Origin of the sequence: Paenibacillus sp. EZ-K15 (assembly GCF_002573715.1) — a bacterium.
Lineage (GTDB): Bacteria > Bacillota > Bacilli > Paenibacillales > Paenibacillaceae > Paenibacillus_AQ.
This window is the reverse complement of the sequence record NZ_PDHM01000012.1, coordinates 120,626-135,970: the sequence shown is the minus strand read 5'-3', so window position 1 is coordinate 135,970 and position 15,345 is coordinate 120,626. Positions and strand designations below refer to the sequence as shown.

Sequence of the window (15,345 nt, the reverse complement as noted above, 5' to 3'; positions counted from 1 at the left end):
CTTGTTGTGCTGATCTTGTGGATCATTTATGAAACTATCCCAAAAGGAGAATCTGTCAATGATACGAGAAATGCAGGCCGATATCGTCATTCTCGGCGGCGGGACAGGGGGAACAGCCGCTGCGCTTGCCGCCGCTAAATCAGGAAAGACGGTCATCATGACCGAGGAGACCACTTGGATCGGGGGACAGCTAACCAGCCAGGCGGTTCCGCCCGACGAGCATCCGTGGATTGAATCCTTTGGCTGCACGCGCAACTACCGGCAGTTCCGCGAAGGTGTCCGTAAGTACTATCGCGATTTTTTCCCCATGACTCCCAAGGCCAGATCCAATGTGCAATTGAACCCCGGCAGCGGCATCGTCAGTCGGCTGTGCCATGAGCCACGTACGGCCCTCGCCGTGCTGCATCAAATGCTGGCCCCGTACATTCACAGCGGTCGGCTTACGATCCTGTATCAATATGCGGCAGAGTCTGCCGACGTTTCAGGGGATAACGTGAACAGCGTAACCGTTCGTCATCTTGAAACGCAGGATCAAATCACGCTCCACGCCCCGTTCTTCGTGGATGCCACCGAGCTCGGGGATTTGCTCCCGCTGGCGGGCATCGAATATGTTACCGGCGCCGAGTCCAAATCCCAGACAGGGGAACCGCATGCCGTCGACGGCGATCCGCTGCCGCAGGACATGCAGGGCTTTACGTATTGTTTTGCCGTGGACTATCTGGAGGGTGAAGACCATACGATTGAGAAGCCCGCGCTTTACGATTTTTGGCGGGAGTATAAACCCGATTTCTGGCCGGATAAGCTGTTAAGCCTGACCGCCGTCAAGCCTTCGACCAATGAGCCGATCGAGTATGGGATTTTTCCGGGACACGGCAAGTTCGCGCTTTATCAATACCGGCAAATCCTGGACCCGAAGCATTTTGCCGAAGGTACGTTCGACAGCTCGGTGTCGCTTGTGAACTGGCCGCAAAACGACTACTGGCTGGGCTCCATTATCGATGTGCCGAAGGAAGAGGCCGACCATCATATCTATCAGGCCAAACAGCTCAGCTTGTCCTTGCTGTACTGGCTTCAAACCGAGGTGCCCCGGCCGGATGGCGGGCAGGGTTATCCCGGGCTGCGTCTGCGTCCCGATGTGGTCGGAACGGAAGACGGAATGGCCATGTACCCTTACATCCGTGAGTCCAGAAGAATTCAGGCCGAGTTCACTGTCCTGGAACAGCATGTGGCAACCGAATCGCGCCCTGACGGCGTTGCCGAAACGTTCCACGATTCTGTCGGCATCGGCTGTTACCGGATCGATCTGCACCCGAGCACGGGCGAGCGTCCCTACATTGATATCTCGTCCCTGCCGTTCCAAATCCCGCTGGGCAGCTTAATTCCGAAACGGATGAAGAATGTGCTGGCAGCCAGCAAGAACATCGGGGTCACCCACATTACCAACGGCTGCTACCGGCTGCATCCCGTAGAATGGAACATCGGCGAGGCCGCCGGATATTGTGTCAGCTATTGCCTGGACCATGATATTCTGCCGACGGATGTGCGGAATGATGAAGAAAGACTGGCCAGCTTCCAGCAAAAGCTCGTCAGCGAAGGAATCGAGCTGGCATGGCCTGCACTGCGGCCTGTCTGATCACCAGCTACAATCGAAATGCCAAAAAACCAGCTCAAGGGCATCGTCCTCAGGCTGGTTTTTCCTCGTTCCGTTCATAACTCCTCAGCGGTTACGAATTGGACGTTCTTAGGGAAATGACGGCTAATGCCGCACACCGACAGCTTGTAACCTTCTTCCACCGTATACTGTTTAAAATAGTAGGTCTCTCCGTTCTCGCCAAGCACAGGTGCCCACTCCCCTCCCAGCAGTTCCAATGCAAAAGAATCCAACGGCAAATGCAGGCCTTTGCCGACAGCCTTGATATAGCTTTCCTTTAACGTCCATAGATCGAAGAAGCGGGAAAGCCGGACGGAAGGATCACAGTGTAACAGCGCGTTAAACTCGGTTTTATGGAAAAAGCGCTTGGCGATATCCATATCGATGGCTTCCATTTTCTCCACGTCAATCCCAACCGGCTCGTGGCTAACGGCGCACACGATCCAATGCCCGGAATGGGAGACGTTAAAATGCAGATTGTCATGATGCTTTAAGGATGGCTTGCCATATGCGTTCCTTATGATTTCTATATGCATCGGATCAAGCCCCAGCTTATCCTGAAGGATTCGATGAACCATGGCATCACCAAGCACCGATCGCTGGTAATCGCTCGCTCTTTTGAATTTGGACACATAGTCCTGTCTTTCCGGTGATAACGTCTGGAACAAGGCTCGGAACGTCTCATCGCGAATTTGGTCCGAATTCTTGATTGCATATACTTCGATATGGCTTGGTTGGTCATCATGAAAAGTATTCATAACTCCGTCCTTTCAACAAAAAACATAGTCACGTGTTCACTTCGATATGTACGTTCGAATCCCCTGCTTGCTTTATTAGACTCCCTGTCCCAATTCCAAGTATAAACGGACGAACGGATCGATTAATTGACAAAGAAAAGAATCCCCGAACATAATGGATGAATATCATACAGGTGAAGGTAGGGATTTCGATTGAACACGCAAAAGGTTTTAGATCAAGCGGTCGATTTGTTTAAGGAAGAGCTTGGCGGCAATCTAGTCGGCATTTATTTACATGGTTCGTTAGCTATGGGCTGCTTCAATCCGGACACAAGCGATATCGATCTGCTGCTTGTCGTAACGGACAAGCTGACATCGGATCATATGAGGCGACTGGCCAAAAAAATCATAGCGTTCCACGATGGTATGCCCAATCAACAGGGGTTGGAGCTGAGCCTTGTCCTGGAATCCAGTCTGCAGGAGCTCGTCTATCCGCCTCCATTCGAGTTCCATTACTCCGCCTTTCATCGCGAGAAGTACCTGACCGATGAGAATTACCTATGCGGCGGATTCCAAGACGCCGACCTGGCCGCCCATTATACCGTAATCTTTCATCGGGGCATTGCCCTGTACGGCAAACCAGTTCGCGAGGTCTTTACATCCGTTGACCGGCAGCATTACATACAAGCCATCCTCCATGACGTGGAGGGTGCGGTACAAGACATCACTGACTCCCCTATGTACTACACGTTAAACCTGTGCCGAGTGCTGTACTATCTGAAGGATGGCGTGGTTTCTTCCAAAAAAGAAGGCGGTGAATGGGGCCTGCGCACGCTTCCTTCCAAGTATCATCCGATTATCAAGCGTGCCTTGCATCAATATAGCGGCGGGGCCCAGAATCCTGCGGATTCCGCACCGGATGAACTCATCGCATTTGCCGGCGATATGCTGGAGTTGATCCGAAAGGAACTGGAATAGGAGGCGGGAATTGCGGGCTGATCGTCTTAATCGGGCAAGCTACATTGCTTGCATTGAATATATCGTCTTCAGCTCCCGGCGCACATAACTGAGCGACATGGCTGGTGGTCATAACTTTTCGCTCCGCCAGAGTCTACAATAACAGCTATGATCACCGTTTAGCCTTGCCGCCTTTCGATACAGTGCAATTCCTTCAGTGATGCTGCCGTTCGGGCGCCACGGATGATAATATCTTCAATTTCTTTTTGACACTCATCTGTCGGCCACAATAATGACACATTACTCCTTCTTTCACGCTTGTCCAGAGAAGAACACGTCGCCCCGGGTACAAAAACAGGTCGACTCTGGAAAAGAGAATCGGCTCAATGCCGGTAGCTTTTTGGTAACTCAGTATAATGACGTCGCAGATTACTGGATCCAACTCTAAGGTTCTGCAAATACGCCAGAGTTGATCCAAGTCATAAGAGTGGATCCGCTGCCCCCGAAGAAATCGACAATTTACTCAAAAATAAAAAAACAAACAAAAAAGGACCGGCTGTTTAGCCAGTCTTTTTTTGTTGCAAAACAACATCAGACACTGGGTCTATAGGATCTGTTTCCTAAGAATGTTTTTTGAAAAAGTGGAGTAATGTTTGCCCAAGTGCAGTTAGAATGACACCTTTTCCATCACATTTTGAACAAGGTTCTTTTTCATCATTAGCGATAACATATTTTTCTCCATTGCAGTTAGGGCAAGGGAGTTCCAAATCGTCCTTTGCAATAATTACTGACATAAATATCCCCTTTTCATTTTTGTAGGAGGTTCTTCGTGTTTTGATTTAACATATCAAAAGTAAATTACTTATTCAACTTCGGGCACTTTTATTCTTGCCATAAAACCAATGCAGGTAGAGAACATGAACATCAGAATCGTGCCAATCGATCAAATCAATGCAGCAGCCTATAACCCAAGAGTGGATTTACAGCCGGGAGATCCGGAATATGAAAAGTTAAAGCATAGCATCGAAGAATTCGGCTATGTGGAGCCGATCGTTTGGAACGAACGTACCGGCAACATGGTCGGCGGTCATCAGCGGTATAAGATCATGGTTCATGAGCTGGGTCTGGCCGAGCTGGAGGTCTCGGTAGATGATCGAGAGAAGTTGCTGAACTTGGCCCTTAACAAGGTATCTGGTCGTTGGGATGAAGGAGCGCTTGCCTAGTTATTGGAAGAGCTTCAGGAGAGCGGTGCGGATCTCTCACTGTCCGGATTTGATGATGGGGAGATTGAGGACCTGATTAGCTCATTACTAGATGTACCAGAGATTAATATACCGGTTGTTGAGGATGATTTCGATGTGCAACAAGCTTTGGATGATATTAAGGAGCCAGAAACCCGGCGCGGTGATGTATGGCAGCTTGGCCAGCATCGTTTGGTATGCGGGGATGCCACGGATCAGGAAGACGTTGCTCTGTTGATGGATGGAGCTAAAGCGGCGTTGGTTGTAACTGACCCACCGTACAACGTGGCCGTTGAGAGTGACTCAGAGCGGCTGGCCGCTGATGGTCGTAGCAGTATAATGAACGACGATATGTCCGCAGAGGAGTTTGCGGGTTTTTTGCATGCTATTTTTGAAAACTACGCAGCAATGATGGAAAAGACTGCTGCTATCTATGTGTTCCATCATTCCTCCTTTCAACGGGATTTTGAAGACGCCATGAACGCATCAGGGATTGTAGTCCGGACACAATGCATATGGGTCAAGAACGCGGCAACCTTTGGCTGGGCTCAGTATCGATTCATTCAAACATGAACCTGTGTTCTATACTCACTTAAAGGGGAAGGCGCCTGTTTGGTACGGAGACCGCACACAAACAACCGTCTGGAAGGCTGGACTGCTAGTAGAGGATCCATTGCCTGATACGGTATGGGAAATTTCGAAGAGGGATGTGACGAAATACGTTCACCCAACACAGAAACCACTCCCACTGCTGGCCATTCCGATAAAGAATAGTAATCGCCCTGGTGATGAGCAATTTTCAACCCGAGAAGTGTAAATAATGAACCTTGATACCAGAAGTTATGATAATTGAGTTGAGTTGGTTTCCCTACATGGATGCACGACAAATAGGAGCATATGCCAAAGCGTTGCCCCTCCTCTGCTCGTTTCTATGCATTTGCAAGCTTCCAGACGTTTAAATATTACACTTCTGGACCGTCTTATCCCATAGTTAGCACAACTGAAAGATTATACAGTAGTACTTAGCTTCTTTTTTAAAGTACATTTCTTCAAGTACCTCGTCTGCTAATTCGCTTATAGCATCAAGAGATAGGTTTTTTATACCATGTTCAATTAGGAGTTATTGATTGGCTGCAAAGTTAACGATTTTTTTAGTGAGTTAGTAGAACGAGCTTTTTTCAATTCTTTATATACCAATTAGGGATTTGCCCATAAATTTGATGTTAGGCAAGTGTCGTGAGCAGTTCGGGTTATAGTCCATAGACTGGTGTTGTATTACATTTACCTAAGGAGGTAACTATGGAAACTGATTATAAACAATTATGTTGGAGATTGATGAATCAATATGTTGGAATTAATACTACTGATGGTCACTCTTATGATGGATTTATTACTCATGTCGATAATGAGTATGTCACCCTTGCTGTTCCAACTGATGAAATGATTGAGGAAATGCGTGGGATGCCCGCACAGGAATCAACCTACAGACAATTCGGTTTCCATCCTGGCTTTTTCCCTCGTCGTCGTTTCTTGCATCGCCGTATCCCTTTTCCCATTAGTGCTATATTCTTGCTTCCATTCTTCATATGATCCAATAGCAAAGACCCGTTCGTTAATAACGAACGGGTCTTTTTCGGTTTAACGGTTAATGAATTCTGCCATCTGCAGCATTCTGGTTAATACGACCGCTCCTTCCGCCCGGGTGGACTGAGCTTCCGGAACGAACTGGTCAGAAGAACGTCCCTCCATCAACTCTGATTTGACGATGGCCGACACGGCCTCTTCGGACCAGGATGCAATGCGGTCGCGATCCTTGAACCCTTCCAAGATGGAATCCGGATCTCCTGTCTCCAGATCAGTACCGGCAAGCTTCAGTGCACGAAGCAGCAAGACACTCATCTGCTCACGGGTAATCTCCTCGTTCGGACGGAACGTACCATTGCTGAAGCCTTCGATCAGCCCATGCTCCACAGCCGTAGCAACAGCGGCTGCATACCAATCATTTGCCTTCACATCCTGGAAGCTCGAATGCTCTCCCGGATCCTTCAATCCGAGGGCGCGAACGAGCATCGCTGTGAACTGTGCTCTCGTGATCGGCTCGTTTGGACCAAAACGCGTATCGCTTAACCCCTCGATTAATTGTTTCGAGGCCAGCAGCGAAACGTCCTCGCGGGCCCAATGGCTGCTTAAATCCTCAAACGTCTTCGCATGGGAAACTACGGAATAAACCCCGCTCTCCCTCCATTTAAACTCCGCTTGGGATTTACCATTCGATGTGCGAATGAGCGCCGGTACGAAGACCAGCTTGCCGGATGCCGAATCCAATCGCAGCACCGTCGTTTGGGATGGACTGACGATACTGGACAGGGACCTGGTAAACTTCGCATAAGCTCCCTTCAGTGCTGGCAGTCCCGATAACTTGTCACCCTGTTTCCAGGCCAAGGTAATGGCAAGCGCTGTATCCAGTTTGGAGGCTCCTGCCTCCAACGCTGTCTTCACCCGATCCTCTTCTTCTTTTGAAGCAGAACCGACGCGAATATGCAAACTTTCCGCTGTACCCCGTTGTTGTAAAGCTTCTGTCAGCGAATGCAGCGGAATTTCCAATCGGCCAAGGGAGGATTCCAACACGATGGAGCCCCCCGGCAGGTCCTTCACAGCAGCGCTTAGCCCCTGCACCGGCAAGTGAAGAACGACAGCATCCGAAGCGTCGGTCACCGAATACGTAAGCACGCGTGAAGCCACGGGCAGCTTGCTGAGCCGTTCTACGTCATTGAGCAAACGCTTCTCGTTCGCATCCGCTACGATGACCGTCCCGCCTCCAGGTGCTGTCTCTTTCTTGATGCTCAACCGCTCGGGCTCCGATGGTTTAGGAGGTGGCGTTGTCGATCCTCCACCGGATGAACCGGAGCCGCCGCCCGGAGTTCCCGGATTGGATCCGCCATCTCCGGTAGAGGTCCGGATAACCTCGAACGTTTTACTGTTCGTTTTAAATTCGCCAACGAGTACGTCCACAGTGATCGAATTGACGCCTGTTTGCAGTGGAACATTAACTGTAAATTCACCGCTGGCCGACAGAGTCGCATCGGCGCCGTTCACCTTGATGGTCGCTTTGCCGGGCCCGAGAACTTCTACAAGCCCTTTCAGCGCAAGCTGGCTGTCGCGTGTCTCTTTGCCCTCGTCGTCCATCAGCCCGCTTAATACGGCTGAGCGAACCTGATCCCCGGTATTGTAGGCATTGGCAACGAGCTGACGCAGCGTTCTCGTGCCTGACGGGTCCAAGGTGGAAATGACAAAACCTCCCTGCGGAATAACGCTGTTATTCTCTTCCGGCGCTCCCCAGCTCCAGTTGATCGCTTGGTTCCGGTTGACCACGCGAGTCACGTGACCCGTGTTGTCCACCACCACTTCCACTCCAAAGCGGTTCGTGCCCGTAGAGTATCCGAAGGCTTCCGTCATCACATTAACGTTGCCCTCGATTCTGTTGATATTATAGAAATTGCCTTCAAGGAACGAATCCGGGCTTCCCGGCAAGCTCATGCCGAGCTGGTAATCCTTCACCCACTCCTTATCTTGGAGAGCGGCAGCCGCGATCGGCCAGTTGACCTGGGATGCGTCAAACAGCATCAGTCCGTTCGTGGACTTCAGCCCCGCCTGGAATACTTCACGCTGAACGGCAGGCGCCTGCACATTGTTCATGGCAATGCCTGCATACAGCGGGATTTCCCCGTTCGTTACGATATTGCCTAGCGTAATATATTTCTGGATTTCCTGGCTGGTGGTTTGATAAGCCCCGATCATCAGAAAATCCAAATACTCGATATACCCGGTTTGATAATATTCCGGCGTATACACCGATTCATCCGGCATGCTGAGTGCGGGATCGAACCGGAAGTTCTTGCTGCCCCAGTTCACGCCGTTCAAATAATACGTTTCATACCAGGATCCAACATAAGAGGATACTTCGATCTTCCTGCCTGTTGAAACTTCATAGGAATCCACCAACGCCTTCACTTCGCCAAAGAAGCTCTGAATCGTGCCCGAGCGGAATTCCCACCAGTCCTGAATCAGCGGGCCGTATACCCTAACATTATTTTCATAATAGAAGATATCGTTCGGCCAATTGACTAGCTGTTTGTTCCGTGCCTGCAAAAACTGCTCGAACTTCACGCGCGTTTCGTCGCTGAAATCAGCCCCTTCGTTGTCATACCGGCTCCGGTCATGGACAACGCCGTCCACATCATAATTCTTGATGATTTCCTCAAATGTTCTGAGCTGATAATTCCGGACCTCGTCATTGGACGGGTTGACGAAGGCTACCAAGCCCTGCTTTTTGCTTTCACGCAGACGTTTGATCTCACCATTGTTCTCCGCGAAATATACACGTTCCTCCCAATCGAGATGATCGTTCAGAACCGCATACTCGTTATGGGCAATCGATCCTTCGGCAAACACGTTGATCGCCGCATGAATCTCTAATCCCAGTGCATGACCATGGTCAATGAACTCCTGCAATAAGTCCAGATCTGGACTTGCGCCCGCTTTTTCGGGTGCCTTGATCTCGCTGACGTAAGGTCTGCCAGTCAAATCGTTCTTCTTATATGAGACATAACCTTCAACGCCTTTCACATCAAACGCGACCGAGGTAACACCCGATTCCTTGGCTTTTTGCAAGAATGCCAAAACATCATCGCTCGTTTTAAACTTTCTGGCATTGGAAGCCTGGTCCACCCAGAGAATGACTTCTTTATCCGGGGAAAAATCAGGTCTTGCAAACACCGCAAGATGACGCACATCCTGCTCAATGTCATTTTTCAACACTTTGACTTCGATATAATTGGTGCCATTTGCTAACGTGTAGTTATGGGTGAAGGTACCATCCGCTTCAAAAGGAATCTCGTTACCGTTCACAAGAAGTTTGATCGCGGTAATATCGTCCATGTTGTCGATGCGCCCCGTGATCGTGGTGCTGCCTTCCGTTACGGTATACATCGTCTGATTATCCAGCGTAAGCCGTGCAATGAGGCCATTGCCGCTCATGATGTCGCGTACCTGTACCACTTCCCCGTTCTTGCGCAGCTTGATCATGTCCCCAACCTTAAAATTCTCGGCCAAATAGCGCTTGATGTTATTACCTGCGTAGCTGTTGTCCTGTGCCATCAGCACATAACCGCCTTCGGGGATTTCAAGCTCGGTGGGCCCGGTCCATACCGGAGGCTTCCCGTTGATCGAAGGATTGATCACCCGTAATACGCGGTTGTTGGTATCCACCTGCACGGCGACATTGGTCTGGGGAATCGTGATGGAGCTGCCGTAATCCCTTGTAAAAATCGCCACGATGTTCGGCACGCCCGTAACATCCTTGTCGACATAGTCCAGCTTCTTACGCGGGCCTTCAATGTCGATCGTAATATCCTTCGGCGCCGCTTCGACTTCAATATAGTCCTGATTCTCAATTGGTTCGTACACGATGTTCAGCGTTTGAACGGCCAATTCGCCTTCTCCCTTGAACAGCTTTACCTCAGCCTCGTTCGGACCCGGTTCCAAATAAATATTCGTGCGAAACACGCCATCCGCCGTAAGCGCAGTCTCATCGCCATTAACGGTTACGCTTAAATCCTGATCCGCGGCATAGTTCGCCACAAAACCCGCAATCTCAATGACCGGTATATCCACGGTCGTATCATTTTGCGTAATCAGATGCAGCTCGGGTGGCAGTGGATCGGGCCCCGGACCCGGTCCCGGCGAATCCGGCAGGAAATCACCCGCAGTCACTTCTTCGCCCGCGCGCATCAGCTTCACCGAATCTCCCGTTTTGTTATGATTAAAGAGCGGTTTCTGAAAAACGGATTGATCCCACGCATTGGTGCCGCCAGCCACTACAACGTAACCACCGGCCGGAATCGGCAGCAGCGTGCCCGGAGGCCAAGAAGTCGGAGGATCAGCGTCCGGTCCAACCACATTCTGCACGATGCCGCCCGCATCCACGGAGACCGCGACATGAAGCGTAGGCACCCATACCTCATTGGTATATACGGAGCCCGTAACCGTAGCACCACTGGTGTACAGCGCCAAATAATCATTTTTCCCTTCCACTGTGTCGCCTGCCACGTTGATATCCGTGAACTCCAGAATCTCTCCGCCTTGGGAGACCAAGGTAACGGGATCTGTGCCCGTACTTTGCACCGGGGAAATTTCGTTATCCGCGAACGCGGAGGAACCAACCGGAACGATGAGGGAAACGATCAGTGACAGACTGAGAAACAGTGCGATCCGCCTGTGAAATAAACGATACATCAAGGAATACCACCCTTCTTTTATTCAGAATGAACGATCACATGAATATAAATTCAACGGTCACCCCCTTTACGAATTTTGAAAAAAGCAGCCGCCAGCGCAGACTGCTTTTTCAAATTGAATCATTTACTTCGTGGATTGAAACCATTCGTTTGCTGCAGCCACCATATCAGCTCCGCCTTCAGCTCTCCACTGAGCCAGGAATTGATCGTAAGCATCAATCGGCTTCGCTCCGGAAATGAATTGCAGCACATTGTCATCGAGCATGGACGACAATTTCAGCTGGTGTTTGGATACGGCATCAATTGGTGGAGCTGTCGACATAGGATCTACAACCATAATGCCTTCGGCATTTTTCTGGAACTCTTCGAAGTGCGCCTGAAGAACAGGATCTTTACGTACACGTGCTTGCCAGTAGATCGGATACTTCTCTTCATCTACCCCGGTAAGGAAACTGCTCGCATTATTCAATTCGTCATTGAAAATCGGCAGAATCGGATAGTACTTTCCGTCCTTCACTTCATGATGGACGCCTTCTTTACCCAGCGCGATGCCTTTAAACGTCTCAGGCTCCATTTTTGCGTTGAGGAAATCCATAGAGGCTTCCTTATTCTTGGAGGATTTGAGAATAGCAACATACCAAGTCGTATTCGCTTTAACTCCAACCATAGCCTTACCGTCCTTGCCTTTCAGATAAGGGATGACAGAGGTCTTAGCTTCTGGAAAGTTTTTCTCTAGCGCAGCAATCGTCGTCCCGGCATTCCACCAGGCCAGCTTATACATCGCTGCTTTACCGCCCGAGAATTTCTCAATCGATTTCTGTGCGGTATTAATCGGCATTTCCGTATCGAGCAAGCCTTCTTTATACAGTTTATTCATATAAGCAACATATTCTTTCATCTCTGGCTGTTCAGCCCGATGAACCAGCTTGCCATCGACTTCCTTCCAATCGGTCAAAACGCCAAATGTTGTGGCAATATCGCCATAAAGGGAAGTAGACTCTTTGCTCATGGTGAGCGGAATGACGTTTTTCTTTTCCTTGATCGTTTTAAGTACATTGTAAAGTTCATCAGTGTTCGTAGGCGTTGACAATCCCAACTCATCCATCCAGTCTTGTCTGACGACGAGCGCTTCGCCGATGCTTACGCCTGCCCCCGTCTCTGGAATACCAAAGATTTTCCCATCGATCGTTGCACTGCCAAAGGACTCTTGTTTTATGGATTGTTTAATATAATTGCCGTGGGATTCCAGCAGCTCATCGATCGGCTCGAGCGCTCCCGCAGAGGCCAGATTGTAGAACTGGAGTGCATTCAATTTCACCAAATCATAGTTATCTTTGCTGGATACAAGCAGGTTCAGCTTCTCATCCGCGTTCTCGGCCGGCAGCAGTTCGTACTCCACATTGAATCCGGTTCTTTCCTGGATGTACTTAGCCACGTATTCGGTCTTCGGATCAAACAATCCATATTGCATGATCATGCGCAGCCCCGGTTTTTCAGCCGTTGTGTCTTTGTTCCCCTCATCTTTCGGGGTGCTTGCCGGTGTATCCGATGGTTGAGCAGCCGGCGTGTCCGTCGTGCCGCCTCCCCCGCCGCCGCAACCGGACAGCGCCAGCGTGAATCCGAGAATCCCGGCCAATACCGCGGATTTTTTAATCTTGATCATGGATAACCCTCCTTGTGATTGAGAAATTCAATGAATTCTGCCATCTGAGCAATACGAAGCGCATCACCACCTTTATCAGAAAACCCCACAAAGTGGGCCTTGCTCCGAAGTCCATTCAGGTACTTTGCGGGGACCCCGGACATTATAGCTTCTATAATGTTAAGAAAAACGTCTATCGACGTACTCTCAAAGAAGACATACCGCGTTTAACGGTAGTTTTTCTTGCGATATCAGGCTGCAGATCCTCCAAAGTTTATACTTTCTGATATCTTCATAAAACCTGATGAACCTAGCCTTTAACCGAACCTACCAGCACGCCTTTGACAAAATATTTTTGCAGGAACGGATACACCAGCAAAATCGGGATCGTTGCCAGCAGGATCGAAGATGCTTGTATGGACTGCGGCGTCGCGTTAATCGCGGCGTCGACATTATCCTTCAGGAAGTCCCCGCTGGACGAAACCAGCAGTTCCTTCAGGTACAGCTGCATCGGTTTGATCGCCGGGTCGGTAATGTAGATCATCGCCGCAAAATAGTCATTCCAGAAAGCGACCGCAAAGAACAGTCCAATCGTTGCCATGACCGGAAGCGATAGCGGCACAATGACCGAGACCAGGATGCGGATATTCCCCGCGCCGTCCAGCTTGGCGGACTCCTCCAGCTCATCCGGAAGGCCCTCGAAATAGTTTTTAATGATGAGCATGTTGTACACGTTTACCATCGCCGGGAGGAATAACACCGGGAAGGAGTTCACCAGATTCAAATTCTGCATGAGCAGGTAAGTCGGAATCAGTCCGCCGCTGAAGAGCATCGTGAATACGAAGATCAACAGCAGTCCTTTCCGTCCGCGAAGCCGGTATTTGGACAACGGATAAGCCGTCAGCGTGGTCAGAAACAAGCTGCAAGCTGTTCCGATGATCGTCAGAAAAATGGAAACCTTGAGCGAATTCAAGAACATGGAATCCTGAAGCACATACTTGTAGGTATCGAATTGAACCCCGACCGGAAGCAGTCCAACCTGGCCCGAAATGACGGCTCCCTCGCTGCTCAAGGATTTGGCGATCAGGTTCATGAAAGGCAGCAGGGTCGTTAAACCCATCACGATGAAGAACGTATAATTAAATACCGAGAAGCATTTTTCCGAAAACGACGTTTGGATGACACCTCGGGTGGTGTTTGTTCCTTCCAAAGCTTTTTTGTGATCCATTTGCGCCACCCTTTCTTTACCAGATCCCGCGCTGTAAGTATTTTCTGCTCATGGCATTGCCCATGATGACCAATGTGAAGGATATAACGGCTTCGAACAAGCCAACCGCGGTCGAGAAGCTATAATCCTGGTTCCCGAGACCCTGCCGGTATACATAGGTTCCAATGACATCCGATACCTGGTACACCACCGGATTGTACATGACGAGAATCTGTTCCGTTCCCGCTTCCAGAACGTTTCCGAGCCGCAGGATAAACATCAGGACTATAATCGGGGCGATCCCCGGCAGTGTGATGTGCCACAACTGCTTCCATCGTCCGGCCCCGTCGATCTTCGCCGCTTCATACAGCATCGGGTCGATCATTGTAAACGCTGCCAAATATACGATCGTGCTCCATCCGGTTTCCTTCCAGCCTGCCGAGGTGATCAGTACGCTTCGGAACACGCTGTTATCCAGGAAAAACGCAATCTGCTCCATCCCTAGGGATACCAAAACTTTATTAACGATTCCTCCGTTCGTTGAAAGGATATCGATAAACAATCCGCCAACAATAACCCAGGACAGGAAATGCGGTAAATAGATGACGGTTTGCACCGTTCGCTTGAACATCATATTCCTCAGCTCATTGAGCATCAGAGCGATAATGATAGGGAGCGGAAACAAAATCACGATTTTCAGGAAGCTGATGATGACCGTATTTTGGAATACCTGAGCAAAGTCCGGCGATGTAAACAGCTTCGCGAAATGCTTCCATCCTACCCACGGGCTGTCGGCAAATCCGGTGAATATGTTGAAATCCTTAAATGCGATCGTAATCCCGTACATCGGCGTGTATTTGAACAGTAAAATGAACAGGATGCCCGGTACGAGCAGCAAATAAAGATCCCACTCTTTCCATATGTCCGACCCTAAACGGCCCCAGTACCCTCGTTTTTTCTTCATCTCTCTATACGGTGCCGGCGATGGTTCTATCGTGGGTTTCATCGACTCGTCTCCCCCTTTCTATTGATTCAATCTCCTTGGTTACTACAAATTGTAATTCCCGCCGAAGCGACTGAGTAGGCGAGGATCATTACTATTTATGGTAATATGATGTTGTGTTGGGGCATGGACGTCAGTAATTGTGCCATGAGGCTGTGATGGGTGTTTCATGGGGTGTTAACTTGTGACGATCGGCTAATCGCTGCCAACCGAAATTCACAACTGAGATTCAAACCATTTGCTTTCAAAACCCCTTGGACCATTTGAACCCCTAGCCCCATTTGAACCTTCATCGAAAAAAGAGGATTTGTTCATCACTCCGCATGCGGATTGTTCTTCCGATCCCTGTTACCCCCGAATTTCTTCTGAATGAATGAAACAATGTTGAAATCCGGGGATAAAGGGGACCGCTCACGCTTCTACAGAACACTTCCGCCTGCTCCGTTGAAGCTTACTCAAGAATGAAGTTGGCATTCGAAGCACGGCAATGCCGTGTTTCGTCGCCATATGGGAGGCCTCGCTGCTTTCTGCCTAGCTTGGCCTCCATACACTCCCTAACCACACTGCGCGGGTGATTACTTCCGCCCTGCCGATGGTTGGGGCTGGGGGTA

At 49.8% G+C, this 15,345-nt stretch carries 9 protein-coding genes and 1 pseudogene; 4 read left to right on the top strand and 6 right to left on the bottom strand.

Going from position 1 to position 15,345, the window contains the following annotated elements; translation table 11 throughout:
- Positions 1-58 precede the first annotated feature (58 nt).
- Positions 59-1,633, top strand: a complete 1,575-nt coding sequence (locus CRG97_RS08675; RefSeq protein WP_098742651.1) for an FAD-dependent oxidoreductase — start codon at positions 59-61, stop codon at positions 1,631-1,633.
- A gap of 74 nt (positions 1,634-1,707) precedes the next feature.
- Here CRG97_RS08675 and CRG97_RS08670 read toward each other — a convergent pair whose 3' ends face one another.
- Positions 1,708-2,409: a 4'-phosphopantetheinyl transferase family protein gene (locus CRG97_RS08670; protein ID WP_098742650.1), complete on the bottom strand. Its 702-nt coding sequence runs from the start codon at positions 2,407-2,409 to the stop codon at positions 1,708-1,710.
- Positions 2,410-2,601: 192 nt separating this feature from the next.
- Between CRG97_RS08670 and CRG97_RS08665 the strand changes: the two genes are divergently transcribed.
- Positions 2,602-3,366 carry an aminoglycoside adenylyltransferase domain-containing protein gene (locus tag CRG97_RS08665; RefSeq protein ID WP_098742649.1) on the top strand — a complete coding sequence of 255 codons (765 nt, stop codon included), beginning with the start codon at positions 2,602-2,604 and terminating at the stop codon, positions 3,364-3,366.
- 599 nt (positions 3,367-3,965) lie between these two features.
- Here the strand turns inward: CRG97_RS08665 and CRG97_RS08655 are convergent.
- A complete protein-coding gene (locus tag CRG97_RS08655; RefSeq protein WP_098742648.1) occupies positions 3,966-4,139 on the bottom strand; it encodes a tryptophan RNA-binding attenuation protein in 174 nt (57 codons plus the stop codon).
- A 123-nt stretch (positions 4,140-4,262) separates the two neighbouring features.
- Between CRG97_RS08655 and CRG97_RS34195 the strand changes: the two are divergent.
- A pseudogene (locus tag CRG97_RS34195) lies at positions 4,263-5,403 on the top strand (site-specific DNA-methyltransferase).
- A 482-nt stretch (positions 5,404-5,885) separates the two neighbouring features.
- On the top strand, positions 5,886-6,176 hold the full coding sequence (locus CRG97_RS08645) for a phosphatidylinositol kinase (protein WP_098742647.1): 291 nt from the start codon (positions 5,886-5,888) through the stop codon (positions 6,174-6,176).
- Between the two features lie 48 nt (positions 6,177-6,224).
- Here CRG97_RS08645 and CRG97_RS08640 read toward each other — a convergent pair whose 3' ends face one another.
- From CRG97_RS08640 to CRG97_RS08625, 4 genes are all read right to left on the bottom strand, one after another.
- Positions 6,225-10,880: an S-layer homology domain-containing protein gene (locus CRG97_RS08640; protein ID WP_098742646.1), complete on the bottom strand. Its 4,656-nt coding sequence runs from the start codon at positions 10,878-10,880 to the stop codon at positions 6,225-6,227.
- 126 nt (positions 10,881-11,006) lie between these two features.
- On the bottom strand, positions 11,007-12,545 hold the full coding sequence (locus CRG97_RS08635; protein ID WP_098742645.1) for an extracellular solute-binding protein: 1,539 nt from the start codon (positions 12,543-12,545) through the stop codon (positions 11,007-11,009).
- A 289-nt stretch (positions 12,546-12,834) separates the two neighbouring features.
- A complete protein-coding gene (locus tag CRG97_RS08630; protein WP_098742644.1) occupies positions 12,835-13,752 on the bottom strand; it encodes a carbohydrate ABC transporter permease in 918 nt (305 codons plus the stop codon).
- A 16-nt stretch (positions 13,753-13,768) separates the two neighbouring features.
- The gene (locus CRG97_RS08625) at positions 13,769-14,737 is read right to left on the bottom strand and encodes an ABC transporter permease (protein WP_202618890.1); all 969 of its coding nucleotides are present in this window, start codon (positions 14,735-14,737) and stop codon (positions 13,769-13,771) included.
- Positions 14,738-15,345: the final 608 nt, after the last annotated feature.